The organism is Alphaproteobacteria bacterium LSUCC0684 (assembly GCA_041228335.1).
Taxonomy (GTDB): domain Bacteria; phylum Pseudomonadota; class Alphaproteobacteria; order Puniceispirillales; family UBA1172.
This window is the reverse complement of the sequence record CP166130.1, coordinates 995,169-1,021,620: the sequence shown is the minus strand read 5'-3', so window position 1 is coordinate 1,021,620 and position 26,452 is coordinate 995,169. Positions and strand designations below refer to the sequence as shown.

Here is a 26,452-nt window from a genome sequence, read left to right as displayed (position 1 = left end):
AATTCACGGCGCGCTGAAAATTGTTTATCCGCTAAATAAACTCAAAATCAGCATAGGTTATATTGGTTGCGGTTTCATTCTCCAGCACCATCACAACATCATTCGCGCCATCCGGATAATAGGTGATGATGGTGTGGTTAGCATCCGCCGTTCCAGTACCTTGTGCGATGGTGATATCCAGTTTAGTGAGAAAATTACCTGAATTAATCTCGGACGGGGTTTCCACATCCACCTCGATCTTATCCGTGCCATCGGCGAAATTCCGCACAATATCCCGGCTACGTTCACCATCGGCAAGGGTCAGGAAAAATCTATCAGCCCCGCTTGTGCCGTCCACCGGCTCCCTCCTGCTGACAAACTCAAAATCATCAAAAGTGATGTTGGTTGCGGTCTCACCCTCCAGCACCATCACAACCACCTCATCCACGCCGTCTTTATCATAGGTAATGATGGTGTGGTTAGCATCCGCCGTTCCAGTACCTTGTGCGATGTCTATTCCTATTTCACTTTTGAAATTGTCATTCGTGAGGATCACCGGGTCCGCCACAATAACCCGTATCTTATCCGTGCCATCGTCGAAATCTCTCACAATATCCCGGCTACGTTCACCATCGGCAAGTGTCAGGACAAAGGTGTCAACCTCGCTTGTACCGATTTTCGGCTTCCTCAGGCTGGCAAACTCAAAATCATCAAAGGTGATGTTGGCTTCGGCCACATTCTCCAGCACCATCACAACCGCCTCATCCACGCCGTCCTTATCATAGGTAATGATGGTATGGTTTTCATCTGCTGTTTCAGCAATACCCTGCGCAATGTCTATTCCTATTTTACCTTTGAAATTGGCATCCGTGAGGATCACCGGATCCGGCACGGTAACCTGTATCTTATCCGTGCCATCTTCGAAATCTTGCACAGCATCCCGGCCACGTTGACCATCGGCAAGAGTCAGGACAAATTTATCAGCTCCGCCATTCCCGATCATGAGATCATCCCCTGCCCGGCTGTCGAGTACACTGCCGCTAATCTCGGCGTAGAGAGTTTCAACAATCTCCATATTGATATGCTGGGTAGCAGTGACACCGTCACTATCCTGTGCGGTCAATGTAAGATTATAAATGCCATCAGATGGTTTGGTGAAGTCCTTACCAGAGTCTGGCAGATCAAAGGTAATCTCATAGGAGTTCCCATTGGCTGTGCCAGTGAATAAACTTGCATCTCCATCAACGCTACCTAAGGTAAAAGTAATGTTGTTCAGTTCGTTGTTCTTATCCGGGTCGTCCACTATGGCAGTATAGATGACTCCCGGTGCGGTCGTTGAGTATTCCTCGATACGGATTGACGTTGGAGGCGCGGTGATAAACTCTATCGGGTCTTCTTGTCCTTTTATGATGACAGTTTCGGATGCTTCAACCACCGTACCGCCGCTATCGGTGATAGAAAGTTTGATTACTTCTTCTATTTCTTCACCGTTACCCAAAGCGTTGACCTTGGCCTTGTCGCCCTGACTTAGCCCCGTAAAACTGTGCCATAATTTGATAGAGACGGAGGATCGAAATTATGGCTAGGAAGCGTTATTCGGACGAAGATATTTTGAAGCTGTTACGTGAGATTGAAGTTCATATTCATGGTGGCATGGATGTTGTTAGCGCTTGTCGCAAGGCAGGAGTTTCGGACAAAACCTATTACGGCTGGCGCAAGAAATTCGGCGGCATGGGGCGGTCTCAGCTCAGCGAGATGAAGTCGCTGCAAAAAGAGAATGATCGGCTCAAAAAGATTGTAGCGGAACTTGAGTTGGACAAGTTGATCTTGAAGGAAAGCTTGGATTTTTTAAAGCCAAAGGTCTGACGCAAGAGCAACAACGTCAGGCCGTCATTCATACAAGACAAAAGCTCAACACATCTGAGCGACGAACATGCAAGGTCTTGGATATTGCTCGTTCAACGCTGAACTACAAGGCGGTTCAGCACGATGATGATGCCCTACGCTTGGCCATGATGAGATTGGCCAAGGCGTATGGCCGCTACGGCTATCGGAAGATAACTCAGTTGCTGCAGATCGAGGGCTGGAAGGTCAACCACAAGCGAGTAGAACGATTATGGCGTGAAGAAGGGTTGCAACTTCCACAGCGTCACAAGAAACGAAAACGCCTGTATCACAAAGACAGCTCTGTCATCAGGCTAAGACCTCAGCATTCAAATCATATTTGGTCGATTGACTTTGTCCACGATAAGCTAACAAATGGACGCAGCTACAAAATGCTGACCGTTATCGATGAATACACACGAGAAGCTTTGTGCGTGGCCGTCAGGCCGAAGATGAATGCCAATGACGTGCTGGACGTATTGTTTGATCTGATCCTTAAGCGAGGAAAACCAAGGTTCATCAGATCGGACAACGGCCCCGAGTTCATTGCAGAGCATCTTCAAACTTGGCTTAGGAAGGTTGGCATCGAGCCAATCCAAATCTATCCAGGCTCGCCTTGGGAAAATGGCTATAACGAGCGCTTCAATGGCACGTTACGCAATGAAGTGCTAAACGCAGAATGGTTCCACACTGTCCATCAAGCGCAAACTGCAATCAATGTATGGCTCCGCCAATACAATCACATCAGACCACATCATGGACTAAATATGCGACCGCCCGTACCTGAAACACTAATAGAGTAATCGAAAATTAGTGGCACAGAAAATTGGGGCTAGACACCCCTGTAATTCGAGCAGCCCATGAGCGGGAAGGCGGTTCAGCGTATAGATAAGCGATGTTGCATCCGTATCCGGCATATCATTGAACATCATCAGCGCTTCATGACTGAGCACTTGCATATCGCCTTCAGCAACTTTCTGGCCATTATAAGCGGCAAAAACACCGTTCTCTTTGCCATGCTTTTCATTATCAGCGTTATCAGCACCTGTATTCAGGTAATCGCCCTGGCGATAGGCGGATGGAGTGAAATTGCTATCTAGCGTCAGTCCAAACAGAGTAGTGAATGTTTCATGATTGCTGGCGGCCAGATCCATACCAATTCCATTGGGAAGGTTGATCCCCTCGGGACCTGCGGCAATATCATCAACAAGCTCAGCTATCCGGGCCGGAGCATCAAGGTTTTCGCCGTCCCGTGTTCTTATAACCAGCACTCCTCTATCGGCATCAATCTCCTCGACAAAGCCTGTTTCAGCACCATTGGCAGGTTTGAATTCAATCGTCCAGCCACTGATCGACCTGCCGTCTTTTGCATAAAGAACCATCCCGTGTATTGAGATGAATTGCGCATCTATATACGCGCCATCCAGTGGATAGGACGTCGGAAGAACGGTTTCTGTATCCAGAACATTGCCGATCAGACCTGCAGGATCGTATCCCTCTGTTACCCTGGGATTTTCTATGCTTGTTGCGGTCAGTTGATCAGTTTCTATTAAACCGTTCAGCTTTTCGACAATCTCGTTCCAGGTCATGTTTCCATCGCTGGGAATATAGAAATATCCAAGAAACCCTTTGGGAAAGGTAGGATCATTAAGGGATGGGTCGAAAACGGAGAATTCGGTTAAGGATGAGTGCGCCTGAAATGCAATTCCAACAAAATCCTTTGAAATGACCTCAAATGTCAATCCATGTATGGTATGGGTTATGGGAAAATCTTCTGTAGTCGGCACTATGTCAGGTGCGTCATCATAGGGAAGAACATTAAAGGTGACTGTCTTCGGATCACTTTCAAGTTCGCCATCATTCAATATAAGGGTCAACGTAGTCGGTCTTGGGATATTCGTTAGAACACCGTTTTCAATTTCAAAAAGCTCACTTCCATCACGAACAAACTCGACCTGACCTGTTCGCAACTCATCTATCGTGAAAGTGGTTCGATCTTCTCTACCAACTTCTACATGACCATTTGTCGATCCGCTGACGGTAAAGCTGAACCCGCTTCCAAGCGTGCCATCTTCAGCCTGGTCAGCAATATCGACATCGCTCAACATGAACATGTTTTCTCTAAGAACAAGTCGATTATCACCAATATCAGGGTTGCCGTCGTCTTCGGTCAACTGCCCAATACCCATGGACGCTCCGGCAGCACTATCAATAATGGGGGCGTCATTTCCGTCTGAAAGATAGATCAGGTAGTTTTCACTGATAACGACGCCTTGGCTTGTTGTCATGCTGATGGAAACAACGATTGTTTCAGCCTTTTCGAAATCTCCTGAATCGGCTCCCGTATATACAAGACTTCCATTGACGATATCAAAATCATCATTGCCCTCAACACCAGCCTCAAGATGATAGGATATGGCTTCAAGATGATCACCAAGAGCACCAATCACTACCCCTTCTGCGGCTCCATTGGTGTTTTCAGCAAGCAGGCCATGGCCATTTTCATCCTGATATTTTGTATAACGCGCAGAGATTCCATCTTCAGCATCTAGGATGAAAAGTGATCCTTCTATAATTTCCACCACTTCGGGTTCAGGCAATGAGAGCCCTCCCATGTCCGTCACATTCAGGGTTATATGATACACTTGACCCAAAGGTTTGCGGCCACCACTTTCGGGACGAATTGCAGCCTCATCTCTGAACCTGATCTGGACATCACCATCTTCATCTACCATCTCGAATTGAGCACTGTCCTGGCCGCCTATAATGAAATCCTGTGCCCGGAAATTTTCGCTGATGTTAGGATCTTCAACATGAACGAGGCCAATTACACGATCTTCCTGCACCGCGGCATTGCGACTCAGGCTGATACTGATTGGCCTCATATCCATTTCCTCAACCTGGATGGTCAGAGCCAGTGACTGCGTTTTTATAACTGGATCAGACCCACCTAGCAGGGAAGTTGAACTCGCTTCGATGATGATCGAAAGGTCACCCACTTCGCTGTAATCCAGCGCTGCCTCGCTCGCCAGCGTCAACTCACCTGTCTCAGGTGCAATAGAAAACCAGTCAAGCGGCATCTCCTCACCGGATGTTCTGGTCACGCTGTGGATACTGTAGGTGATCACATCCGGCGCATCAGCATCAACCGCTCGTGCCTGATAGAGGCTGATGCCAACGTCACTGTCTTCGGAGATCGAAATGCTGTGCCTGTTGATTTCCGCCCCATGTTCATCGGTAAACCGGGGGCTGTTATCATCCGCATCCATTAGATGGATGACATAGTTCTCAGTGATTGCGTTCACATCGCTTGCATCCACGGAGTTGATTGATACCGTCAGTATCTCGTTCGCCTCAAAATCCCCGGAATTCGGACCCCTGTAATAGAGTTTGCCCGAGTTAATCTCAAACAGATCGTTGTCGTTCCCAGCCCCTGATACGAGCGTGAAGATCGTATTCCCGCCTTCATGTCTCAAAGCGCCAATTTCAACCTTGTCGGTACTGCCATCGATGTTTTCTGTCAAAAGCCCTATTGAATCGCCCGAGAAAGCCTTGGAGGCGTCAGAACGCTCGATATAGATACTTCCAACATTAATCGTGAAATCCTTTTGATATTTCAGGGTATTGTCATCCGGGTCCGCCACTATAAGCGTGATCGCGTAGGTTTGTTGCGGAACAGGTGTTGCGCCGATATAGCGTAACTCAATCGCACCGGTCCCGACATTGGCCTGGACCTCAAAATTTGTCTGATCGGACACCGAAATATTATCTGCCGTGTAATTTTCCCCAGCATCCGGGTCCGTCACCGTAACCGTGCCGACAACACCGCCCGTCGGCAGCAAAATTGTCTTGCTCAGACTGATCCCCGTCGGTGCTTCATCCATATTTGCAAGATGAATGACATAGCTTAGCAGTTTCTTTTCAGGTTGGCTGGCATCTGCCAGATCAAGGGTTAAATTATCCTGACCTTCAAAATCTCCGGCATCACCACCATTGAAAACCAACATGTTCCCTTGTGTAATCTCAAATAGATTATTGCTGTTCTCACCGTCCGCAGGCATCAATGCAAATGATGCAACCATACCGGAAACATCTTTAAGCTCACCAAGTTCTATCGGGTTTGTGGTGCCGTCCGCATGTTCTGCCAAAATACCCTGACCATCCTCTTCAAATCCTGAACTGAGCCTTCGGTTTGAGATATCCTCCAGAAAAAAGGTCGAGGTCTCATAGATAGTCAATATCTGGGTATATGCTGGAACCGTGCTGTCCTGGGCATCCGCAACCTGCACGCGCACCTGATAGTTTTCAAGTTCTGCCTTGCGATCACCTTCTCCGGCCACCTCTCCTGCACCGATAAAATAGAGCGCATCCCCACGTATTTCAAAGAGAGGTGTATCGGCCGCAGCAGCATCGTCTGCACCCCCGGCCTCGTTATCCGTGATCAGCGAAAAGACATGATTATGTGGCCCCGCATCGGGGTCATTCGCCACGAGGCGCCCAATTTCGGGGTTCCCTTGCATTAGAACATTTTCGGTAATGCGGATTTCAGTCGCGGCCTCATTCGCATCACCTAGCTCAAGCCGAAGCGTCTGCTGCGTAAGCCGTAAATGCTGCCCGCCAGCGAGAAGGGAAGTTGAGCTTGCCGTCACCGTTATCTCAATATTGCCAGCCTCAAAATCCAGCGCATCCGGATCTAGGAGTGTCAGCACACCACTTTGGCTGTCTATTGCAAAACGCCTCTCTGTCGGGTCAAGGCTGAAACTGACCGTATCACCATCTGCGTCCTCTGCCGTAACCTCAGCCAGCATTGTTCCGGAAGCAGCATTTTCCTGAACCTGCACTACCGCCGGACTTGTAAATACAGGGCCGTGCTCATCCACGTTGATCAGCGGAATGATATATTCTTCGGTTACTTCTATTTCTTGATCATCAAGACTGGTAGCCGTGATAACGAGCCTGATATTGTCACCTGATTCAAAATCCCCGCTATGTGAACCGGTGAAAAGAAGTTTGAAAATTCCATCCTCTTCAATGATGGAAAACATGTCATTCCCGGCACCAGATGCATTCGGCGCCAGCAAAAAGGAGGCAGGTCCCATTTCATGGCGGATTTCACCGATGATGAACTCGCTGGAAAAGTTTTCCTCAATTTCTCGCTGGCCACTGCTGTATTTTGTAATTCCATCCTGATCCAGAATGTAGAGTGAACCTGTAAGCCTGATGGTTTCGGTAACAGAAATATTCTGCCCCGGGTGATCAGGGTCAGGTGCAGTGAGTATGATCTCATATTCAACACCTTCGTCAGGTCTTTGGCCAATAAAGTGCAGCTCAGGGATGCCGGTACTCTCATCTATCTGAATCTCAAACAGATTGGCATCATTACCTTCAATGCGGATCAACTCAGGGTCAACAGGCTCTCCTGCGGCATTGGTGATCGTGATTACGCCCACGAGGCTGTCACCAGGCTCAACTATCGTCTCACTCAGCGTTATCTCACCGGTCGGGTCAGGAGTGGTTGTTGGTGGTGTTGTAACCGGCGGTGTTTCATCCGATGGCGTGACCCTTATGGTGAATGTCGCATCTTCTGAAATATTTTCACCATCCCAGACGCGGAAAATCACGTTGATCTCCCCTGTATGACCTGCCACGGGTTTGATCACCAGATTTGGAAGCGAATTGAAATTGACATAGGCATATTCCTGCCCAATTTCCGCCTCGATAGAATCATCCAGCCCCGCCGGACCACCAAGAACCAACGGCGTTAGAGCTGCATCGGGTTTATCGGCGTCGACAAGCCCGATCATGGCGACAATCACTTCGGCAGAATTTTCTCCCTCAATGGTGATGACTGTCATGCCATTCTCATCTAGTTTCACCTTGAGCAAGATGCCATGCAGATAGGATCTTATCCCCTCAACATTACCGCCCGGGTCGATAAAGCCGAAAAATGTATCGATTTGCTCATGGCTTACCGTGCCATCAACAATAAAGTGATCTATGAACCTGAATTCCTCACCACTCATGGTTTCAAGATCAAGTTGATCGTGATTGGGTGCGGCAACAGGCTTTCCACTGGCAATCTCCACCGCATCATCTAGTCTGTCCTGGAGCGTGCCGGAGATGGCATCCACGGCGGATTTTACCGACGCATCCTCCACATTGCCCGTCAGCACCTCACCATCACCTGAAATGATCTCTCGAAGCACTGCCGCTGTTTTAACGGGGTTATCCTCAAGGCTTGAGCGAATGCTTGGATTGTTGCGCAGTTCAATGAGCGATATGCAAATCTGGGCAAACTTGTATTCAACAGAGTCTTGATATATTGCCAGCTCTTCCGCGGAAGCCGGCGGCGCAGGCAGACTATAAAAATCAGGATCGTTGACATCAGCAAGGGTGACTATGCCAATTCCGAAAATAGCGTCCAGAAGAGCTTGAGGATCCTCTGACCGAGCAAGAAGATCGGTCAGCGGCGTTGCCAGCAACATTGCATCCGGATCAACAGGCTCAAGCGATCGGAAGGTAAGATCAGGCGCAACGCCACCTGCAACCGCTTCACCACCAAGAACTGCACCTGACTGCACATCAACGGCGCCGTTGAAATCTGCAATAACCGGAAATTTCGTATACTGGCCGGGAACTTCAACCAGTCCGTCTTCATCGGTCACGAAATACTCGGCATCCGGGTCAATACTACCGGTTCTGTCTTTATCGATATAAATCTTTGCTCCCTTCACGGGGCCATCAAATGCGCCCCTCAGAGCAGCTTGATCAGAATCCTCCTCAAGAGTGAATAATGCGGTCGTATTCTTGCCATGACTGCAAGCTGCCAGAACGACTCCACCAACAATCCAGGTGGATATCGTCACCCCCCCTTCCTTAACCTTGCGGCGGGACTCGGTCTTGTTCAGTGCGGGAGATGTTGCGAATTCAGGGCTCTTGAATATGTTTGGCATGGATCTGTTCCTGATATGTTTATCATGGGTACAGAACCGGCTTACAGGATCAGGAAAACACAAACGCCATTAAAACAATAAGACCATGCGATTCCGCAATTGCAAGAACAGAAGGTATCTAAAAATATTTAAATTTTACTTAATAAAAATACGTTTTTGATTCTTAAAGCGGATTTTTATAAAATTTTATTATTAATTAATAGTTAAATTCTTATTTAATTATAATTAATTCATTATATATCAAAGACTTATTCCATGTCATAAACATCATTTTTCCTGCCAGGTTGTATCTCAGGCTTTGCCCGCCGCTTTCTCCGCGGTACGAAGTGTCCCAAGTCCAAGGATTCCGAAGAGCACGGTATTTAGGGTGCTGAGATCAAACCTGGGCCAGGTAGATGTATCGATTCCCTCCCGGGCAAGCAGAAATTCCCCGATCGGGCTTAGAAGAAAATGCCAGGCAAGAGCAAGCCCGCATATCCATCCAATGAACGGTCGCCATCCAGCAATAAAGAGAGAACGATGTCTGGCCTCTATAAGGTTGACGTTTGTTTGCAGGCGGTCGGCTTCCTGCGCAATGCGTGCCAGCATTGCTTTTTTATCAAGCCTTTCATCGTCGGTAGTGTAGAGTTCATCCACAAGACGAGCGGCTGAGCTGACAAAATCAGGGGGTATTTGGGCAGATTTTGATGTTGCGGCAGAAGCCATGCCGGCCAAGCCGCCGACAAAGGCGCTGAATAGGCCCATTGGTATCTCCTGATAGGATTTGAGGGATCATAACTCTCGCTACATGGAGGGAACAAAACCCAGATATCAGCGAGAATTTACATTCTACAAGGCAATATACTCAAAACAATTACCCGTGCGTATCATGGCAATATCTATCTGGAGATATCTTCTCATCAAACACCAAGTTCATCCTGTCCACTGCCACCAGTCGGCAAGATGTTCTTCGAGCAGAAATTCAATGTCATCAAGCCCCGCCATCTTCAGTGCATGTCTTGCCTGAATAAGCACTCGCGGCATATGGCGGAGATAACCAGGCTTGCCATCACGCCGGGCAAGACGGATGAATACACCAGCAATCCTGAGGTGACGCTGGGCTGCCAGACGCCAATAGCTGACCATGAAATCCAACCTGTCCAGGTTAGGAAATGCATCAAGGTAGCGGCGGATCATGGCATCCTCAAGACCTTGGGGCAGATCACGCCGTGCATCCTGCAGCATTGAGACAAGATCATAGGCTTGCGCCCCGATCAGCGCATCCTGAAAATCAAGGATGCCGCACCCCCTGACCCCTTCCCTTTGCTCAACAAGCATCAGATTATCAACGTGAAAATCACGCAAGGTCAGGGATGTATTGCCCTGATCGTGATATCGAAGGGGCTCTTCCCACATAGAAAGAAAATTCTCACGAAAGCGCTCCGTCCTGTCTGTACCCGGATCGTGGCCTGTCACCCCGGGCACAAACCAGTCAGGAAAGACTGCAAGTTCTTCCATCAGCACATTTGCGTTATAGAAGGGCAGATCAAGCTTCAGGGCATCCGGATGCTGATGCAGGCTGATCAGCAAATCGACCGCAAGCGAGTAAAGCGGTGCCGGGTCTCTTCCGGCATCGAGAGCACGGGTAAATGTCATCTCACCAAAATCTTCAATCAAAGCAAGACCGGTATCCGCATCCTCAGCCCTGACCGATGGTGCTGAAAATCCAAGCTGGCAGAGATGTGATGAAACCTTAACGAAAGCTTCAAAATCTGGAGAGCCGGGCACCTCTTCAAGAAGCAGAAGTCCAATCCCCTCCAGACGGTAGTAACGACGAGGAGAAGCATCTGATGGCAAAGCTATTAGTTTGGCGGAATCAAGACTGTTTTTCGCGAGAAATCTAAACCTGGCCTTTTGCCGACTTTCTTCACTTATATCAGGATCAATGAATTCCATCATCCCTCTCGGCTCTTCAATTCGAGTCTGGTGAAATTTCGGCTTCCGGCAGACGAATAGCTGTGATCAGGCCAAGTATGCATGAAAGAAGGATAACCCCGAAAGCCAGACGATAATCAGCCGGAGCATAGTATCTGGCGCCATCGATCATCTGGCCACTCCAGGACAGGTCCAAACCCAGACCGACAATCGGCTGAAGCACCGCCCCTGATGCTACCGTCATTGAATTTACAATTCCCACAGAAGCCCCTGCAAGACGTTCCGGCATCACTTCCCTTACCAAGGCAAAAGTTGACGTCATGGCAGCTCCAAAGACGCCCGTCAACACCAGAAGAGATATGGTCAGGGCAAGGGGCAGGTCAGGCAGGATTACGATGACGCCAACTAAAAACACAAGTCCGGCCAAGCCCGTGACAAGCATGGGTTTACGTCGGCCGAGCCTGTCAGAGATGCGGCCGCTCAGCGGCGCGCTGACCGCCCAGCCAATAAGAAGGAGTGAAACAAGACTCGCAGCCTCTGGCCGCTGAAGCCCATATGCTGAAATAAGATAGGGGGTACCCCATAATGCCCCGAGTGTCAGCATCGGTCCGGACATGGTGGCTGCGACAAAGGCAATCGCCCAGACCTTTTTTGAGCATAGGACAAGACGCAGATTTTCCCTCATCTCCATCCAAGTGGCGGATAAGGGTGGTCGCCCGGTTGAGATTGCAGCAACTTTTGGGGCATTCCGAACAAGAGCAAAAACAACAGCTGCCAGAACTGCACCGGCAACAGCCAACATGATCATGCAACTCCGCCAACCGAATGTCTCAACAAGCACAGCCAGAGGCCCTTGACCAAAAACCCCGGAAATCATCCCAAAAAACATGGTGAAGCCGGCAAGAAAGGCAAAACGGTCCGGGGGAAACCATGCGCCGGCAAGAGCAAGCGAACCCAGAAAACCCACGCTTGAACCAATCCCGATCAACACCCGCCCGAGGTATGCCACCTCCGGCACTTCTGCTATACCAAAAATCAGGGATCCAATCGCAGCCAGACTCAACGCACCGGTCAAAATCAGTCTAGTGCCAATAATTGACAAAGCCGCACCTAGCGGCACCTGAAGCAGCACATAGGGATAGAAATAGAGCGCGGATAAAACGCCAAGCATCGCTCCCCCAAGGGAAAATTCAGCCATCAGGTCTTGGACCATCACACCAGGAGCTACCCGATGAATAAATGCGTAGCCAAAAGCAATAGCTGCAAGTCCCCAGATAATCCAGGCCCGGGCATCGCTATGGTCAATTTCGGCTTTTTCAGGATGCTCGTTCATCATGCCTTTTCCCAGAGCGCCGCAGAAATCACAAAAAGACATCCGGGGAACAGTCGCCGGATGTCTTTTCTTATATCCCTGATGATGGGGAGTTGGCTATGCGTAATTCATCTCATCACTGATGACAGTTGAAGTATCTCCAGGCAATCTTTCCTGAGCGTATTCTGATTTCTGGGAAATGCTGCTCCGTACCAGAACAGGATTACCCGTAAATCTGCCGGTCAGATAAGTGCAAAATCCCCCACGTTGAGAGGATCGGTGTAATCTTCCAGCACCATTAATATATACTCATCCGCCAGGTCTTTCGATCCTGTTGAATGATAGATGATCAGATCATCAATATTGACATCATTGGTGCCTGTTTCCGTAACCTGATACTGCCCCGCTTCCCAACGGATATTTAGATCGGAGCGTATCGCATCCAGAGTGTTCACGATTCCTTCCGTTACATCCACAGCAATAGCATCACCTTTCACAAAATCAGTCACTATATTCAGCTGATCAATCAGATCAAGATAGATCCGGTCGCTTCCGGCTCCGGAACTTATGATATTAGTGCCTGTATCACCAAGCAGATGATCATCGCCAGCACCACCATAGATAAAATCATCGCCACTATCGCCGGAAATCAGATCATCTCCGTCATAGCCATAGATGATATCGTTATCTTCGCCTCCACGAATGAAATCATTACCAGTTCCACCATCGATGGTGTCATTGCCTGTACCACCAATAATGAAATCATCCTGATCGCCACCGGAAATATAGTCATCGCCACCCATACCGTAGATTACGTCGTAACCAGAATCGCCATGGAGCGTATCATTGCCGTCGAAACCTGCAATACTGTCATTCCCGCTACCGCCAAAAATGATGTCAACATTGTTTCCACCACTCAGATTATCATTTCCGCCATAGCCATAGATGCGATTGAAGATATTATTTCCAGTAACATGATTGGGCGCGTCACTTCCAAGGAAGAGGAAGTGGCTATCTTCCGGAGCAAAGTGAGTGCTAAAATACTCGTGAGGCCTTAAATCATATATGACGAACTTGACTCCCCCATCATAATAAAGAAGAAATTGTGGCGTTTCAGGAATTGGCCAGAGTTCATCTAGTGATGTGATTATTTTATCCATGTTATCTCTCCTTATTTTTGGTGAGACCGCAGAAACCCAGTGATGGCGGCTCGCATCCGGACATGGACGCTGAACAAAACATCCTCAAGCCTAGGCCTAAGACCAGAGAATTTATCCTATCCATCAAGTACAAAAATTTGAAAAAATCATGCCAATAGGATCATGGCATCCTAGTCTTTGTGGTAAGGAATTGCCCTTAATGCCAATCCAAATAGGTCAATGTTGTCCTATCGGGTGATTACCCCCATTGATCGCGACATGGCTGATGTTGTGTTATAGAGAACGATGCCACCACTCCCGACGGAATTGCCTGTAATTGCACTTATTACAACCTGATGGGTAACCATCAGCACCAGTTTACCCGGCGGAAGACTGTCCAGCCTCTCCCGGAGTTTTGCGAGGGTCTTCTCTCTGTCCGCGTAGCCTTGAAAAAAAGAATTCAATCCATCAAAACTCTGCCACGCACCAAGGCCAAGCTCATCTGCTGTATCTTTGCACCGGCACCATTCACTTGAGAGTATCTGGTCAAAACTGACCCTCTCCTCACGAAAGATGCGCCCGAGCTGTCTTGCCTGCTCTCTGCCACGTTGATCAAGATTGCGCTGGGTTGAACAATCATCGATCTTAAAATCAGCTGGATCCCCATATCCGGGGGCCAGCGCATGACGCATGAAGATAACATTAGCGGGAAAATCTTTTATAGCGTCCTTGAGGCTTTCGGCGTGTCCCGACTGTGATGCAATAAGACAAATAAAAATTAGAAGAAAGCGCATCGATGGCCTGAAAATTTTTCAATAAGATACCAGTTACCAAATTTATATAGGGCAAGCGCGATGAAAAACAGCTAAAAGAGGTTTCTATTTTGCTGCCTATAATTCAAGGCAGTATGTTTCTTACACCAGTTCAACCGTTGCTTCTTCGATTACACCACAAACTGAGGCCTCCCTTGCCTCAACCAGCATTTCACCTGTAAGAAAATTCTCTTCTGCAAGCAAGGCTTGGCTCACTATATCTTCTGAATTTACTTCATCTTCGAATAAATGAGACGCAATGGACTCGCAAGGCTGAATTAAAGAAAATGCATTTTCCATCGCCACCTTGAAATCATCCGGGGAAGCATCAAGTATCATTTGAGCTATCGAATTTGCATTGAGAACCCGTATCGCGTGATCTGGGTTTTCATTACCGCTATATGGGTTGAATTGCGTGATATCTATATCGCTGGGCAAGTGCAGAAACTCGTTAAACTTCTCAGGAAGAAGTGCCGATGCCGTGAGCAATTCCGTCAATGGTGAAATCACGCTACTGCCTGCCGGTGCGCGCCACGATAGTATCGCCGCATCGGAATTGTCCGGCGTCCCGAGAATGGCAAGAAGCGGCCTGTCCGTATAGTCAAGCGGTATATATCCTGAGAAATATCCCTGTTCTTGCAATACCCCGATAAAGATATCACCAGAACTGTTGCGACCGTTTGAATCGCTATCAACAAAGACTGCTCCACCCACAGAGATATATTCCGGATGAGATGCCTGAACAAATCCAGCAACCTCAATTAGTGTTTGTGTATCTTGCGCCAAATGATCCGGATCAAAATCTTCCTGCCAAGGAAAAGTTTCCTCAAGGAAGGTATTTTCATCAACAGCTTCCACGTCATTTAACAGAGGCATGAGATGTATAGTGCTGAATTCAGCATCTTTGAAATTGACTGGAACGGGAATATGAACATCCCTGTCCGCACCAAGTGTAAATTCAAGTTCTGAGAAATTACAGGATGCCATCGCAAGAGAGATCAACGAAAGCGATGGAGGAAACAACTGTACCGGCGATATTAGATGTGCTGCTCTATTTCTGGCATTCGTGATCATGGGTTTTCCTCCATATATCACCCGGCTCTGATGATTTAGTTAAACCGCGCATCATGAAGTATCCAATACACATCACTTCCCTGGATCAGAGGATTACCATCGGCAAAATCAGCCGGCACCATGCCGTGTATGGTCCTGGCTTTGATATCCGCGCCTGCAGCAATCAACACACGAAGTTTAGCGGGCATTCCTTTTTTTGCAGCCCAGTGCAACGGGGTGTATCCATTGCGGTCACGGGCTTCGAGCATCGCACCTTCATCGATCAGTTTCTGTACTATACGGACTGAACCGAACTGCGCCGCCCAATGCAGGGGCGTGCCTCCCTTGATACAGCGCGACTCGATATTGGCCCCCGCCAAGATAAGAGCTTCAATATTTTCAACTTTCCCCGAACCAACCGCCGAATGCAATGGCGTCTGACCATTGAATTCGGTTATCGCTTCAAGAGATGCACCCGCATTGACCAAAACCTCGATCACTTCAGGCTTGCCCCAGCGCGCGGCAAGATGCAGAGGAGTCCAGTCGTATTCATCCCGGCCTTTGATTTCGCTCTCAGCCTTGCTGTCAAGAACATCTCTTAATTCAACCTCATCAACCTGTGCGAGCCACTCGACATCACAGAGAATATGGCAGGTGTCCACGCTGGCATGGGCAAGGGGTGCCAGCAAAAGGCTGACAATCAATCCCGATCTTTTGGCAAAATATTTCATGGCTTTCCGATCCTTTAGGATCAGAAGGTACACGAAGCCAATGAAAAAATGATTAACACAAGCCAAAATAATTGCTTGCCGATTTCAGTCTCAGGCCGATCCGCTCCAGGTTTTATCATGCTGGGCTAAAAGAACACCACCCCCGACAACAACAGCTCCTGCCAGCCTGAAAAGATCCCATTCCCCTCCATAACTGAAAACCATGATTGCCATTACATAGACTGGAACGGCGTTGAGATGAAAGGATGCCACCGCCACACCAAGTCCCCGGGCCCCTGCAATCCATAGAGGCTGGGAGATCGCTGCAGAGAGAACAGAAAAGGCAAAAATTGTTGCCAGTGTATCCTGGTTTATTCTACCCATGCGGATTTCCTGTGGGAAAAAGATTAAAACGAACGCCCAGACAACGGCAATCAGGACCCCTGCCCCGGCTAGGGTGACTGCGGTCTGCCCCATAGATGACAAATCATCCAGCCGCTTGTTGGTTGCTCTGGTTGCCCAGGCATAAAGAAGCGTTGCCAGAAGACACCAGATCAGGCCAACGCCAATATCATAACCTTGCAACCGCACTCCGGCGGCCATCAACCCACCAATGATGGCACAGATCAATCCGGCAACAAGCAACGGACGTATACGTCTGCCGTCAAGCATCACCTCCAGCACGGCACCCATGATAGGCATCATGGAGGCAGCGATTGCAGGCGTGACCGGATTTGAAACCTGCTGGCCATAGAGGAGGAGCATGGTGCCAAACCCAAAGCCGATACCACCGATAATCATGCCTTCCAGCCACAACCTGCGATCAGGCATGACGCGTCCATCGATAATCCACCAGAAAAAAATCAGCAGAAAGGTACTTGGTACTAACCGAAGCAAAAGCAGCGACAGCAGGTCCCAGGAAACCATCAGACTTGTTCCGGCCGGAAACCCGAAAGACCAGGCCAGTGCCGCCAGCACGCAGAACAGATTTGACATAAGAGGCGAAGATCCCGGACGAGGCGATATTAAGGATCCAGCATTTGTCATGGCTTTGCCCAAAAAAAGAAATAAACCGCAATATCGAAAAAACTGGCGGTAAAAAAGATATAACCAAAAAATTGGGATTGCCAAGCGGCATTGGAAGTTTTCCTCTATCTTCCACACCCTATCACCAGGGCTGGTTTTGAGGCAGACATCGGCAAAGATGAAAGCTTTAAAAGCTTAATGATTTAAGTTCTCATTCGTGAAAGATTTTGCCAAAGTTCAAAAAGTGACCAAAGCTTGCATGAAAGGGGCCACGGTGCAGAAAGTTCAGTCCAAACTGCAAATGGATGGCAAACGCATAACCGTTAATTCTGATGATGCCATTGCACGCATAACCGCTATTTTTCAGGCTATCGGCGAGACTGCAAATACGGCACGGCAGATCGCTGAGCATCTTGCCGATGCCAGCCTTTCAGGCGTTGAAAGCCACGGGTTAATGCGGGTCCTTCAATATGTAAGCCAATATCGCTCAGGCTATTTGAAGGCCGGGGTGCAACCTTTTCATAAAATGACCGAGACGGGCGCACATGAAGTAGATGGCCTTGGGGGTATCGGTATACCTGCCATGCAGCTTGCGTTTAATGAAAACTCAAATCTGGCAAGGGTAAATGGAATTGCGGCAATAGCCATACGGAATTGCGGTCATACCGGCCGCCATGGCACATTTGCAGATGAAGCTGCAAGTCAGGGTTTTCTTACTATCCTTGTAGGTGGAGGCAACCGAAAAACATGGCGGCAGGTGGCCCCATATGGCGGTGCCAAAGGCATGCTGCCAACAAACCCATGGTGCGTTGGCATCCCGGGTGGTGAGCACGGGCCAGTAGTGCTTGACTTCGCGACTTCAAAAATTGCCGGTGGATGGATTTATGCTGCACGCTCAGCCGGAGCGCTTCTTCCCGAAGGATGCATTATTGATACGAATGGCAACCCGACGCAAGATCCCGAAGATTACTTTAATGGCGGCGCAATTTTGCCATCGGGTGAGCATAAGGGGTATGGGCTTGCGTTAATCGGTGAGTTGATAGGCGAGGCAATGCTAGGACCGGCGACAACTGAATGCAACTGGTTGCTTGTTACCATCGATACCACCCGCTACCGCGCGGCACCCCGCATGCAGGAAATCACCGAAGAAATCCTCGCTGAAATGAGATCTTGCCCACCTGCGCCCGGATTTGATCGCGTTGAAATTCCGGGTGAGCGCGAGAGGACCTACAAGAAGAGAGCAAATCACCACATTGCTGTACCTGAAAAAACTTGGGGGGAGATCATGGCGCTGTCCAAATCTTTAGGGGTGAAATGATATGAATTCAAATTTCCATTTCAGTAAAAAGAGCAGCAATCTGTGCACCATGCATATCACGATCTTCACGACTTCCTTGAGGTGCCTGCCTCACCACACTTATTTTGATGACCTTAAGTTCAGTGATTTCAAAGTGTTTCAATGTTGACGCATTACATCCAAGGAGATTGCAGATAGCAGAAACATAAAGCCTGCTGCGAATAAAATCAAAATTATCACCACAAAATATATCCACCGTGATCCAAAATGGACCGGCATTTTTGGATCTGATTTTTCTGGCAAGTTCAACCAATTTAGGCATGCTCAATCCGATCTGTCTTAAGTCTGAACCCATCCATTGGATTATTGAGGACCAACACGTGATTCATAGTGAATTCATAGAGAGCCCCCCTTTCCGTATGGGCTGGTGAATATGGAAAAGAGAACGTCGGCAAATCTTCATCCTTTGTGAGCGGATGATGCAGCAGAAAAGGATTTATCAGTTTTGACAAATCGGTGAACTGGGCGTGATCCGGATCGAACCTCATATGAGTCATGAGGCCGAAGCCTATAAAGAGATCTCGGCGGCGGCGGAAAGGCTTGATGAAGATGCGCCTGAATTTAGGGATCTCTGGAAACGCATCGTGGAAACAACCTTTCTTCACCGGCTTACACTTGAGATGGAAGACAAGGGCGTCTTGGATCTGGCATTTGGTCAGCATGCTAAACTTCATTCCATCCCGATTGAAGAAGCGAAGTCGCGTTTTCTCATCAGCATAGGCGCGTTTTCGGCCAGTTTCATGCCGATACACACCGCTCGCTTCGCTGTCCCTTTTGAGGCCTGGATCCGGCAAGGCGGACACCTTCGTTTTGAACTCAGGCCAGATACGCCCTTCAGTCTTGATCGGGTGCTCGAGATCCTTACCTCGAACTCCGGCGGTGGCATCACCAAGCCTGATCTTCTGCTGACCTATCTTAACCCTCGCCTCGAGCACCGACCTTGAGAGCGGGCAACTATTTTTTCACTTTCTTGCCACCGCAAGGATTTCTGAATTCTTTTGAGTGTAAACACAACTGTGACTGTTCTTAAGTCGTTCCATTAACTTTACTGGCAATATAGCATCGGGATTGGTGACCAATCCCGATGCCTTGTCAAGAACATTGGTTCAATTGGGGAATACACCGTGGATGATAAATTAGAATAGCTATTAGGCAGCGACCGTGTATTTGTGACCCTCACTACAATTACTGTGTTTGATCTTGATCTGATTATTGCGAATAGTAGCAGTACGTTCCTGGCTTAATTCTTCAATGGATTTATCCATTTCAAGACCAAGTTTTTCTGCAACATGCTTTCGGACCAGCATATCTTGTGCGGGGTCAATATTCATTCTGGATTTTTCCCAACGGGCTACTGTTTGTTTGTCACGATGAAGCAATTTACCCAATTCAGACTGTGTCATGCCCATTTCGGTTCTAAGAAACCGAATTTCCTTGCCATTCATCAGACCTGGTGAATCAATAATACTTTTTGCAATAACTTTGTGGAGCTGGTTGATTGCAGGTATCGTAATTACACTATTCCCTGCGTCATCTTCCTCAAGGAAGTCTGTATCGATGATGATATTATCCAGTCCACATTCTTCATAATGATACAGCATGGTTCTTTCCTCTATTTTCGTTTCCAGAAAAGCATTTACTTCTTAAGTATCATCAACCCACATAATAGTTATGATCTTTAGAGTATTTGTTTGAAAGTCAGGAATAACAACCGCCGCTATCTGCCTCTGGTTTGAATTTGGTGTTTCTCCTTGTATTTTATATTTCCAGTAATTTGGGTCTGTCGATGGTTCAGGCTCTTCATACACGAATCCATTTTTAAACAGATAAAGCAAATCACCAGTTACAATCTCCCTTTTGGTAATTTGTTTTTTCGCATGTGAGGTCATGCAAAAATCAAACTGATCACTTTGTGCTAACTTTCTAATGGCATCTGTGGCGTCTGCTGGCCCCATTCTGTTCATCACATAACCCGTATTATTGTTATTGTTTGATAAAGTATCGGTAAAACAACAAACTATCATTTTGATACTTTGTTTCGTGGCTGAGGTCAACGATCATTAAGTATCAATTGATGGTTTTCTCACATCGTCAACAAATGCTGAACAGGTAAATTTGTAATCAAATTTTGTAACGTCCTCAATCTTCTTATCTTCAGGTTGGATTTAATATGGCAAAATGGAGATGGCACACCAAAAAAGAAGTCTTGCCTTTAGGAGATTGGAGTAAGCATAGTCTGAACTTAGTGGCCAACTACGAAGTTGGTCACAATAAGGAAGCAAAACAGGCACTGAGATGGATAATATTATAGCCTATCTTTCGGCCATCTTTGTGTTGATGATCATTCCGGGGGCGGATATGGCCTATGTCATGGCGAATGGTATCGCCTATGGCAGGACTGGGGCAGCAATGGCGGCCTTGGGGATCAGCCTGGGTGGCCTTGTCATGACAGGTTTCCTCTGGGCAGTATTACATTTTGCCATTGCGTTATCACCTGAAGCTCTCATTTACTTTCAATATATTGGCGCATGCTATCTGATATATCTGTCCCTAACGCTACTAAGGGCTTCAGATGTATCAGAAAGTGTTCATCCGACCGTGCCGCCACTAAAAGCATTGATATTAAGAGGGGTAATGACCAACATATCCAACCCAAAGGTGAGTATATTTTTCTTTGCCTTTATCCCCCCATTTATACCGCCACATATCCCCGATCCAGCACTCTACGCTTTCTTTCTTGGCGTTCTGCTATGTGTGGTGGGCGGGGTTATGAATTTTGTCTTTGGTTTATCTGGAAGCCTCCTTCAGGGCGTGTTTGCTCGCCAGATCAAAGGCCGTCCCGTGGCAAACCTTATCCTCTCGGCACTGTTTGGCCTTATAGGTTTCAGCATCATAATTTTGGGCCTGATGAAATGACTATTCAATATCTCGCTCAATTCGTTATTTTCCGTATATTGAAACGGTCGCAAAATTATCATATGTTCTGGATGCAATCGTGTTCCGGTTTGTGGTTTTGCTGAAATTCGAGTAAAGGCCGATTGCTCGCCTTCGTGGATAAGGCGGGGTCACAAGCTGGTTGTATCTTTATTTTCTGTTCTGTCCCCGGGTTTTCTACGCGCAAGGCGAGATACGTGGCCTGGAGGTTCTATGACAGATATCATCTACCTGCTCACCAATCCTATCATGCCGGGGCTTGTCAAGATCGGCCGGACAACCCACGACATCAGGGTTCACATCAAAGATCTCTATGGCGACGGTGTGTCAGGCCCGAAGAAGGTGCGATTTCAGGATAAAGTGATGTCACTCTCGGAGGCTACCCGGATCATGCGGTCCGTCGACCATCCACTGCGCCCAGCCCTTTTTTGGCGTTATCAGGGCGAGTTGTTGCTGAATATCTACAACCGCACCTATGTCGAAAGGGAGGGGTAAGCGATGCCGGTACTGGACTGGATTGGTAAAGAGGCGGTAGTCAACCATCACAGGGAAGTTCCCTACCGGTTGATGCATTGCGATGGAGAGCTTTCGGCGGGGGATCGGGACTGTGGAAATCTGCTGGTTGAGGGAGATAACCTGGAGGCGCTGAAGGCTCTGCTTCCCTATTATCGGGGCCAGATCAAATGCATCTATATTGATCCGCCCTATAACACCGGCAACGAGGGCTGGGTCTATAACGACAATGTCAATTCACCAGATTTTATCTGGTTCCAAGGGTAAACGGCTCTATAGTTCAAGCCACCCTCTTCAGTTTTGGAGAACGGGGTGGTGCTGAAGTAACGGCAATTGAGCCCTCTCTCTTTTCTTCTTTTGAAAGGATATAGAGCAGCTTAACCGCCCTTAACTCTTTTTTAAGAAGGCACATGCTAGCGTTGGCTAAACGGGAAAAGGGAGGAGATGATGCAGACAATTGCTAGAATTTATAGATTCATGGTGATGACAATGATGGCCCTGTTACTAGGGGTCGGAGTTCCATACCTTGTTTATTTGTCTCAAGAGATTGGTTTTGCCAGGGCTTGGCTTGGCCTTCCGCTAGCTGGGATTTATATTATCATGACATTCGGATTTACAGCGCTGCTGTTTCACATATCCGATACGCTTGAACATATTCTTGATGAGTTGAAAAACTCTGGTGGGAAGAAAAATCAAGCTGCTGACAAGATCAAAAAAGACTATACAACTTCAAGGAAAGAGCCGCAGTTAAGCAGTTGAAGTACAAAAGAATACTGTATGCTAGCATAGGAGATCGTGGACTATCATTAGGAGATCGCAATGGTGATGCTTAAAAATCCGGTTCATCCGGGCGAGGTATTGAAAACTGAGTTTCTTGACGAAATGGGATTGAGCGCTGGTAAAGTGGCAAAAGCGATCAAGGTGCCGCGTACACGCATTGAAAGGATCATAAACCGGCAAACCGGTGTGACAGCCGATACCGCAAGCCGACTTGCCGTCTTTTTTGGCACATCCACCGAATACTGGATGAATCTGCAACGTAATTATGAACTTGGCCTTGCCCAAAGAGATGAGCAGCTGCTGCATGATCTGGGACAGATCGAAAGAGCAGTAATCCAATCCTTGTAATCTTGCCTAAAACCTATGGTCAGCTGAAAATCGATATCATGCAAAATGAGTTGGCGGAGAGAGATCAAGATCAACCCCTTTGCCGCCATTGATGCTGAGGCCATAAAGGATGATCAGGATTTTGCCCATACCGCAATTTCTATTCTGGTCAATTTCCTTTCCGCGCTTTGTCACCCTGGCAGTGAACCGAGCGATCCTGAACGCAGCGTACTGACTTCATCGAAGGGGTCGCCCACCGGGCAAGAAAATACTTCAGGTGGCTGATCACCGCCACTTAAGGGGTTGATGATTACTTCCGGTCGGAAGCCGCACGGGCCGCCCGGCCTCATGCTCAAGATCGAAGAATTACCGCTGAACCCCGGAGGCGCCCTCCGCCCGGGAGGACGGCCATGATTGAGCAGATGCTGGCTTTAACTGAACATGTCACGAAGCACCTGCTTGATCTGGTTTGCGGTTTTATCATCTACATGGCCAAGGAAGCGGCGGCCGCGGCTCCGAGCATCAACGCAACGCATTTGATCAAGCGCTACTTCTCCAGCGACATGCTGAAACTGGCATCTAACACGACAAGACCAGTTACGAATAGTGCTGGTCAAAGGAGCAACAAGTCGTGTTTTGAGTTTATCCATTTCATTGGGCGAGATAATCACACAGGGCCGTGTTTTGCTGATTTCGTGGCCTTTTGCAGGGTCAAGTGCAACCAGCCATACTTCAAACTGCTTCATGTCTTGTCACTGCCAGACGGAGGGGAGTTTTCGCCAGTATCATCCATGCCTTCGGGCCATGTCCACCAGCTGAAATCATCATCCTCAACATACTCATCCCAGAAAAATGGATCATTGGCCGCTTCGACGGGATCAATGCTTTCTGCCCAACCCTCACGCGGGTTCCGGGATGGCGTGATGACAATCGCCCCGTCTTCAAGCCGCATCTCAACCCGGTCTTCAAGCCCAGCCTCGGCCAGCATCGGTTTGGGAATGCGTACCCCCTGGGAATTACCCATCTTCACGAGTTTGGTTTGCATCTGTCTTTTCCCTCTTCAAGCCTTTCGTAAGTATATACAAAGGGCTTACGCAATTCAATATCTTTCATGGGGCGCCCTCCGCCAGGGAGGCAAGCCATTATCGAGCAGGCCTGCATTTTTCTACTCGGCGTCGGATGGCTTCGCAGATTGTGCGGGTTTGAGCACCAGGAGTTGGTTATCGAGCGGGTGGTAGATGGTTATACGGTGATCGTGTCTTTGATCAACAATCAGGGTGATCGGAGCGATCTTAATCCAATCCGGGTGCGCATCATGAACATGTAATGAAAAATGCTGATAAACCCTGCCTTGTGGTCAGTCATGTTCCTCTTTCAGGACATAGTCAGATTGGAAATTACTATTTTGAAAACCAACCCGCCTGTTCAAAATATGATGCCGATAGGGAAATACGTGCAATTCTCACCAATTGCCCTCAACCTGTTATCTGTCTTTCAGGTCATGTCCACTGGAATACTGTTACGAATATTAATGGAATTTACTATTTTACCCAGCAATCATTAACGGAAACATTCGCGACCCAAGGAAAACCAGCAGCTGCCTGGGGCACTCTTGAGCTGAACAATTCCGTTAACTGGAATGTATATGGGTATGATGAATTCTCTTTTTGTACAACGCCAAATTCTGAACGATGGAAAGACCCAAGGCCGGGTAAAGCATTTTATTAAAATTTACATATGTAAATACGTGGTTAAGATTGGTTGCGGGGGCGAAAATGTCCTTAAAACTATACCATATATGCATTATCTCTATCGGCTGACTTCTGTTCATCGACATGAAACAGCTCGAATGCTGGATCAAGACCCAGAGAGTGGGCACCCCGCCACCCGGCCCGAATGAATGATCTATAAATAGAGCAATAAGACAATTAACGTTCTGTTTATAGAACGTCGACTTGCGGTATTGGCTTGAAACATGCTAGATTGATCCTTAAATAAACCATAAGGGTATTTTATGCCCTGTTTATGAAACAGGATTGATCGAGATGGCAAAGCCAAACACCCGTCCTTACTCCCGATACGGGCTGGAAGCCGCCGAGCTGCTGGGGCTGCTCATTCATGACGCCCGCATTGCGCGAGGGATGACGGTTGCCGAGGCTGCCGAACGTGCAGGCATATCGCGCGGGTTGGTCCACAGGATCGAAAATGGCGAGATGGGGTGTTCCATCGGCGCTGCCTTCGAACTCGCCGCTATTGTCGGCGTGCAGCTCTTTGAAGCGGAACCCTCCAACCTGAACCAGCACCTTGCAACGGCACGAAGCAAGCTGACCCTGCTGCCGAAGAAGGTACGCAAAAGAACAAAGGCGGTAAAGGATGACTTCTAACTTCCGTCATGCGGAAGCCCCAAGAGAAGCGTATGTGTGGGTATGGTTACCCGGCGCAACTGAGCCGGTTGTCGCCGGACGCCTCGCCCGTGATGGCGCAAGCCTTATTTTCAACTATGGCCGCAGCTATCTGGAGCTTGAAGGGGCAATCCCCCTTTATCTGCCTGAACTGCCCTTGCGCCCCGGCGCCATTCCCCCTGAGCCGGGCCTGAGCATGGCAGGGTGCCTGCGTGATGGTGCGCCAGACGCCTGGGGGCGACGTGTGATCCTGAACAGAACCTTTGGCATCAAGGGCAAGGATGCTGATATCGGCGCGATAGACGAGCTGACCTATCTGCTGGAATCCGGCTCAGACCGTATCGGCGCGCTGGATTTCCAGCTGTCCCCCAAAGACTATGTTCCTCGTATGGCACAGGCGGCCACGCTGGAGGAACTGCTTACGGCTGCCGAGAAGGTCGAAAAGGGCATCCCTCTTACCCTTGAGCTGGATCAAGCCCTGTTTCATGGCAGTTCGCTAGGGGGTGCGCGGCCCAAGGCCATGATAGAGGATGGCCACAAGAAGATGATTGCGAAGTTTTCATCGTCTTCCGACACGTACAACGTGGTCAAGGCGGAGTTCATCGCCATGCGGCTTGCCGCCAAGGCCGGATTAGACGTTGCGCCGGTACGCCTAACCCAGGTAGCGGGGAAGGACGTGCTGCTGGTCGAACGGTTTGACCGGCTGCGCAGAGGTGACGGCTGGCAGCGCAAGGCTATAGTCTCGGCGCTGACGATATTCGGGCTTGATGAGATGATGGCCCGCTATGCCAGCTATGCCGACCTGACCGAGGTTATCCGGCATCGTTTCAGCCAGCCAAAGGATACACTGCGCGAGATGTTCGGGCGGCTGGTGTTCAATATCCTATGCGGTAATACCGATGACCATGCCCGTAACCATGCCGCCTTCTGGGATGGCAAAATGCTCCAGCTGACGCCGGCCTATGATATCTGCCCGCAAAGCAGGGCAGGCAATGAGGCCAGCCAGGCCATGCTGATTACCGGAAACAACCGTCGAAGCACGCTCGCGACCAGCATGGAGGCATCTCCCAACTTCCTGCTCGACAAGCAGACCGCTGCGGAGATTATTCAGGACATGCTAGCAACCGTACGCACGGAATGGGAAGCAACCTGCAATGAGGCTAGCCTCTCTGACGTCGACCGCAACCTGTTATGGGAACGGATATTCCTCAACCCATATATTTTTGAGGGCAGTGAGGGCTTCTGACGTCGTGCCTGAGGCACAGCTTCGCGGCTCTTGGGCGGCAAAGAGTGTTCAAGGCTGTTGGGAACTATTGGCGGCAACTGCCCCTGAATGTGCCTCAATTGTGCCTGAACG

Annotated in this window: 25 protein-coding genes and 2 pseudogenes; 12 read left to right on the top strand and 15 right to left on the bottom strand. The window is 48.6% G+C overall.

Annotation, left to right across the window (positions count from 1 at the left end; translation table 11 throughout):
• Positions 1 to 31: 31 nt before the first annotated feature.
• A complete protein-coding gene (locus AB8880_04785; protein XDZ66713.1) occupies positions 32 to 1,477 on the bottom strand; it encodes a hypothetical protein in 1,446 nt (481 codons plus the stop codon).
• 80 nt (positions 1,478 to 1,557) lie between these two features.
• Between AB8880_04785 and AB8880_04780 the strand changes: the two are divergent.
• Positions 1,558 to 2,666: pseudogene (locus AB8880_04780) on the top strand (IS3 family transposase).
• On the opposite strand, the gene AB8880_04775 reads toward AB8880_04780, so the two are convergent.
• From AB8880_04775 to AB8880_04735, 9 genes are all read right to left on the bottom strand, one after another.
• Positions 2,655 to 8,816: a cadherin repeat domain-containing protein gene (locus tag AB8880_04775; GenBank protein XDZ66712.1), complete on the bottom strand. Its 6,162-nt coding sequence runs from the start codon at positions 8,814 to 8,816 to the stop codon at positions 2,655 to 2,657. The pseudogene AB8880_04780 and the gene AB8880_04775 sit on opposite strands and share 12 nt — an antisense overlap.
• A gap of 291 nt (positions 8,817 to 9,107) precedes the next feature.
• Positions 9,108 to 9,560, bottom strand: a complete 453-nt coding sequence (locus AB8880_04770; protein XDZ66711.1) for a 3TM-type holin — start codon at positions 9,558 to 9,560, stop codon at positions 9,108 to 9,110.
• A 168-nt stretch (positions 9,561 to 9,728) separates the two neighbouring features.
• Complete coding sequence (locus AB8880_04765; GenBank protein XDZ66710.1) at positions 9,729 to 10,754, bottom strand: aminoglycoside phosphotransferase family protein; 1,026 nt, start codon at positions 10,752 to 10,754, stop codon at positions 9,729 to 9,731.
• 13 nt (positions 10,755 to 10,767) lie between these two features.
• Positions 10,768 to 12,066 carry a nitrate/nitrite transporter gene (locus tag AB8880_04760; protein XDZ66709.1) on the bottom strand — a complete coding sequence of 433 codons (1,299 nt, stop codon included), beginning with the start codon at positions 12,064 to 12,066 and terminating at the stop codon, positions 10,768 to 10,770.
• A gap of 218 nt (positions 12,067 to 12,284) precedes the next feature.
• Positions 12,285 to 13,202, bottom strand: coding sequence for a calcium-binding protein (locus AB8880_04755; protein ID XDZ66708.1), 918 nt, complete (start codon positions 13,200 to 13,202; stop codon positions 12,285 to 12,287).
• Between the two features lie 227 nt (positions 13,203 to 13,429).
• Positions 13,430 to 13,873 (bottom strand): histidine phosphatase family protein, encoded by a 444-nt coding sequence (locus AB8880_04750; protein ID XDZ66707.1) that lies wholly within the window; start codon positions 13,871 to 13,873, stop codon positions 13,430 to 13,432.
• A gap of 222 nt (positions 13,874 to 14,095) precedes the next feature.
• Positions 14,096 to 15,067, bottom strand: coding sequence for a hypothetical protein (locus tag AB8880_04745; protein ID XDZ66706.1), 972 nt, complete (start codon positions 15,065 to 15,067; stop codon positions 14,096 to 14,098).
• A 35-nt stretch (positions 15,068 to 15,102) separates the two neighbouring features.
• On the bottom strand, positions 15,103 to 15,777 hold the full coding sequence (locus AB8880_04740; protein XDZ66705.1) for an ankyrin repeat domain-containing protein: 675 nt from the start codon (positions 15,775 to 15,777) through the stop codon (positions 15,103 to 15,105).
• A 90-nt stretch (positions 15,778 to 15,867) separates the two neighbouring features.
• The gene (locus AB8880_04735) at positions 15,868 to 16,752 is read right to left on the bottom strand and encodes a DMT family transporter (GenBank protein ID XDZ66704.1); all 885 of its coding nucleotides are present in this window, start codon (positions 16,750 to 16,752) and stop codon (positions 15,868 to 15,870) included.
• Positions 16,753 to 16,999: 247 nt separating this feature from the next.
• Between AB8880_04735 and AB8880_04730 the strand changes: the two genes are divergently transcribed.
• Positions 17,000 to 18,100 (top strand): Ldh family oxidoreductase, encoded by a 1,101-nt coding sequence (locus AB8880_04730; protein XDZ66703.1) that lies wholly within the window; start codon positions 17,000 to 17,002, stop codon positions 18,098 to 18,100.
• A gap of 7 nt (positions 18,101 to 18,107) precedes the next feature.
• On the opposite strand, the gene AB8880_04725 is transcribed toward AB8880_04730, so the two are convergent.
• On the bottom strand, positions 18,108 to 18,401 hold the full coding sequence (locus tag AB8880_04725) for a DUF4387 family protein (GenBank protein ID XDZ66702.1): 294 nt from the start codon (positions 18,399 to 18,401) through the stop codon (positions 18,108 to 18,110).
• A gap of 226 nt (positions 18,402 to 18,627) precedes the next feature.
• Between AB8880_04725 and AB8880_04720 the strand changes: the two genes are divergently transcribed.
• A complete protein-coding gene (locus tag AB8880_04720; GenBank protein XDZ66701.1) occupies positions 18,628 to 19,083 on the top strand; it encodes a hypothetical protein in 456 nt (151 codons plus the stop codon).
• A gap of 204 nt (positions 19,084 to 19,287) precedes the next feature.
• Here the strand turns inward: AB8880_04720 and AB8880_04715 are convergent, their stop codons facing one another.
• Complete coding sequence (locus AB8880_04715; protein ID XDZ66700.1) at positions 19,288 to 19,740, bottom strand: helix-turn-helix domain-containing protein; 453 nt, start codon at positions 19,738 to 19,740, stop codon at positions 19,288 to 19,290.
• Positions 19,741 to 19,782: 42 nt separating this feature from the next.
• On the bottom strand, positions 19,783 to 20,094 hold the full coding sequence (locus AB8880_04710; GenBank protein XDZ66699.1) for a DUF4258 domain-containing protein: 312 nt from the start codon (positions 20,092 to 20,094) through the stop codon (positions 19,783 to 19,785).
• 340 nt (positions 20,095 to 20,434) lie between these two features.
• Between AB8880_04710 and AB8880_04705 the strand changes: the two genes are divergently transcribed.
• The 6 genes and pseudogenes from AB8880_04705 (at position 20,435) to AB8880_04680 (ending at position 22,978) form a co-directional block, all read left to right on the top strand.
• The gene (locus AB8880_04705) at positions 20,435 to 21,055 is read left to right on the top strand and encodes a LysE family translocator (protein ID XDZ66698.1); all 621 of its coding nucleotides are present in this window, start codon (positions 20,435 to 20,437) and stop codon (positions 21,053 to 21,055) included.
• 231 nt (positions 21,056 to 21,286) lie between these two features.
• Entirely contained in the window at positions 21,287 to 21,568 is a 282-nt protein-coding gene (locus AB8880_04700) for a GIY-YIG nuclease family protein (GenBank protein ID XDZ66697.1), read from the top strand.
• Positions 21,569 to 21,571: 3 nt separating this feature from the next.
• A pseudogene (locus AB8880_04695) lies at positions 21,572 to 21,832 on the top strand (site-specific DNA-methyltransferase).
• Positions 21,833 to 22,030: 198 nt separating this feature from the next.
• Positions 22,031 to 22,345: a hypothetical protein gene (locus AB8880_04690; protein XDZ66696.1), complete on the top strand. Its 315-nt coding sequence runs from the start codon at positions 22,031 to 22,033 to the stop codon at positions 22,343 to 22,345.
• Positions 22,346 to 22,405: 60 nt separating this feature from the next.
• Positions 22,406 to 22,714 (top strand): HigA family addiction module antitoxin, encoded by a 309-nt coding sequence (locus AB8880_04685; GenBank protein ID XDZ66695.1) that lies wholly within the window; start codon positions 22,406 to 22,408, stop codon positions 22,712 to 22,714.
• Between the two features lie 45 nt (positions 22,715 to 22,759).
• Positions 22,760 to 22,978, top strand: coding sequence for a hypothetical protein (locus AB8880_04680; GenBank protein XDZ66694.1), 219 nt, complete (start codon positions 22,760 to 22,762; stop codon positions 22,976 to 22,978).
• Between the two features lie 146 nt (positions 22,979 to 23,124).
• Here AB8880_04680 and AB8880_04675 read toward each other — a convergent pair whose 3' ends face one another.
• Together AB8880_04675 and AB8880_04670 are read right to left on the bottom strand one after the other, a co-directional pair.
• Complete coding sequence (locus AB8880_04675) at positions 23,125 to 23,439, bottom strand: type II toxin-antitoxin system PemK/MazF family toxin (protein ID XDZ66693.1); 315 nt, start codon at positions 23,437 to 23,439, stop codon at positions 23,125 to 23,127.
• Positions 23,436 to 23,738: an AbrB/MazE/SpoVT family DNA-binding domain-containing protein gene (locus AB8880_04670; protein ID XDZ66692.1), complete on the bottom strand. Its 303-nt coding sequence runs from the start codon at positions 23,736 to 23,738 to the stop codon at positions 23,436 to 23,438. Before AB8880_04670 ends, AB8880_04675 begins: the two co-directional genes overlap by 4 nt.
• Before the next feature lie 281 nt (positions 23,739 to 24,019).
• On the opposite strand from AB8880_04670, the gene AB8880_04665 reads away from it, so the two are divergent.
• From AB8880_04665 to AB8880_04655, 3 genes are all read left to right on the top strand, one after another.
• On the top strand, positions 24,020 to 24,421 hold the full coding sequence (locus AB8880_04665) for a metallophosphoesterase (GenBank protein XDZ66691.1): 402 nt from the start codon (positions 24,020 to 24,022) through the stop codon (positions 24,419 to 24,421).
• A 317-nt stretch (positions 24,422 to 24,738) separates the two neighbouring features.
• Positions 24,739 to 25,077, top strand: a complete 339-nt coding sequence (locus AB8880_04660) for a helix-turn-helix transcriptional regulator (GenBank protein ID XDZ66690.1) — start codon at positions 24,739 to 24,741, stop codon at positions 25,075 to 25,077.
• The gene (locus tag AB8880_04655) at positions 25,067 to 26,341 is read left to right on the top strand and encodes a type II toxin-antitoxin system HipA family toxin (GenBank protein ID XDZ66689.1); all 1,275 of its coding nucleotides are present in this window, start codon (positions 25,067 to 25,069) and stop codon (positions 26,339 to 26,341) included. The genes AB8880_04660 and AB8880_04655 overlap by 11 nt, the downstream gene beginning before the upstream one ends.
• Positions 26,342 to 26,452 lie beyond the last annotated feature (111 nt).

What these genes read in the sequence shown, in the direction of transcription:
- AB8880_04775 (XDZ66712.1), bottom strand. Translation starts at nt 8,816, where the DNA reads ATGCCAAACATATTCAAGAGCCCTGAATTCGCAACATCTCCCGCACTG.
- AB8880_04770 (XDZ66711.1), bottom strand. Translation starts at nt 9,560, where the DNA reads ATGGGCCTATTCAGCGCCTTTGTCGGCGGCTTGGCCGGCATGGCTTCT.
- AB8880_04765 (XDZ66710.1), bottom strand. Translation starts at nt 10,754, where the DNA reads ATGATGGAATTCATTGATCCTGATATAAGTGAAGAAAGTCGGCAAAAG.
- AB8880_04760 (XDZ66709.1), bottom strand. Translation starts at nt 12,066, where the DNA reads ATGATGAACGAGCATCCTGAAAAAGCCGAAATTGACCATAGCGATGCC.
- AB8880_04755 (XDZ66708.1), bottom strand. Translation starts at nt 13,202, where the DNA reads ATGGATAAAATAATCACATCACTAGATGAACTCTGGCCAATTCCTGAA.
- AB8880_04750 (XDZ66707.1), bottom strand. Translation starts at nt 13,873, where the DNA reads ATGCGTCATGCGCTGGCCCCCGGATATGGGGATCCAGCTGATTTTAAG.
- AB8880_04745 (XDZ66706.1), bottom strand. Translation starts at nt 15,067, where the DNA reads ATGATCACGAATGCCAGAAATAGAGCAGCACATCTAATATCGCCGGTA.
- AB8880_04740 (XDZ66705.1), bottom strand. Translation starts at nt 15,777, where the DNA reads ATGAAATATTTTGCCAAAAGATCGGGATTGATTGTCAGCCTTTTGCTG.
- AB8880_04735 (XDZ66704.1), bottom strand. Translation starts at nt 16,752, where the DNA reads ATGTCAAATCTGTTCTGCGTGCTGGCGGCACTGGCCTGGTCTTTCGGG.
- AB8880_04725 (XDZ66702.1), bottom strand. Translation starts at nt 18,401, where the DNA reads ATGCCTAAATTGGTTGAACTTGCCAGAAAAATCAGATCCAAAAATGCC.
- AB8880_04720 (XDZ66701.1), top strand. Translation starts at nt 18,628, where the DNA reads ATGAGTCATGAGGCCGAAGCCTATAAAGAGATCTCGGCGGCGGCGGAA.
- AB8880_04715 (XDZ66700.1), bottom strand. Translation starts at nt 19,740, where the DNA reads ATGCTGTATCATTATGAAGAATGTGGACTGGATAATATCATCATCGAT.
- AB8880_04710 (XDZ66699.1), bottom strand. Translation starts at nt 20,094, where the DNA reads ATGGGGCCAGCAGACGCCACAGATGCCATTAGAAAGTTAGCACAAAGT.
- AB8880_04705 (XDZ66698.1), top strand. Translation starts at nt 20,435, where the DNA reads ATGGATAATATTATAGCCTATCTTTCGGCCATCTTTGTGTTGATGATC.
- AB8880_04700 (XDZ66697.1), top strand. Translation starts at nt 21,287, where the DNA reads ATGACAGATATCATCTACCTGCTCACCAATCCTATCATGCCGGGGCTT.
- AB8880_04690 (XDZ66696.1), top strand. Translation starts at nt 22,031, where the DNA reads ATGATGCAGACAATTGCTAGAATTTATAGATTCATGGTGATGACAATG.
- AB8880_04685 (XDZ66695.1), top strand. Translation starts at nt 22,406, where the DNA reads ATGGTGATGCTTAAAAATCCGGTTCATCCGGGCGAGGTATTGAAAACT.
- AB8880_04680 (XDZ66694.1), top strand. Translation starts at nt 22,760, where the DNA reads ATGAGTTGGCGGAGAGAGATCAAGATCAACCCCTTTGCCGCCATTGAT.
- AB8880_04675 (XDZ66693.1), bottom strand. Translation starts at nt 23,439, where the DNA reads ATGAAGCAGTTTGAAGTATGGCTGGTTGCACTTGACCCTGCAAAAGGC.
- AB8880_04670 (XDZ66692.1), bottom strand. Translation starts at nt 23,738, where the DNA reads ATGCAAACCAAACTCGTGAAGATGGGTAATTCCCAGGGGGTACGCATT.
- AB8880_04665 (XDZ66691.1), top strand. Translation starts at nt 24,020, where the DNA reads ATGAAAAATGCTGATAAACCCTGCCTTGTGGTCAGTCATGTTCCTCTT.
- AB8880_04660 (XDZ66690.1), top strand. Translation starts at nt 24,739, where the DNA reads ATGGCAAAGCCAAACACCCGTCCTTACTCCCGATACGGGCTGGAAGCC.
- AB8880_04655 (XDZ66689.1), top strand. Translation starts at nt 25,067, where the DNA reads ATGACTTCTAACTTCCGTCATGCGGAAGCCCCAAGAGAAGCGTATGTG.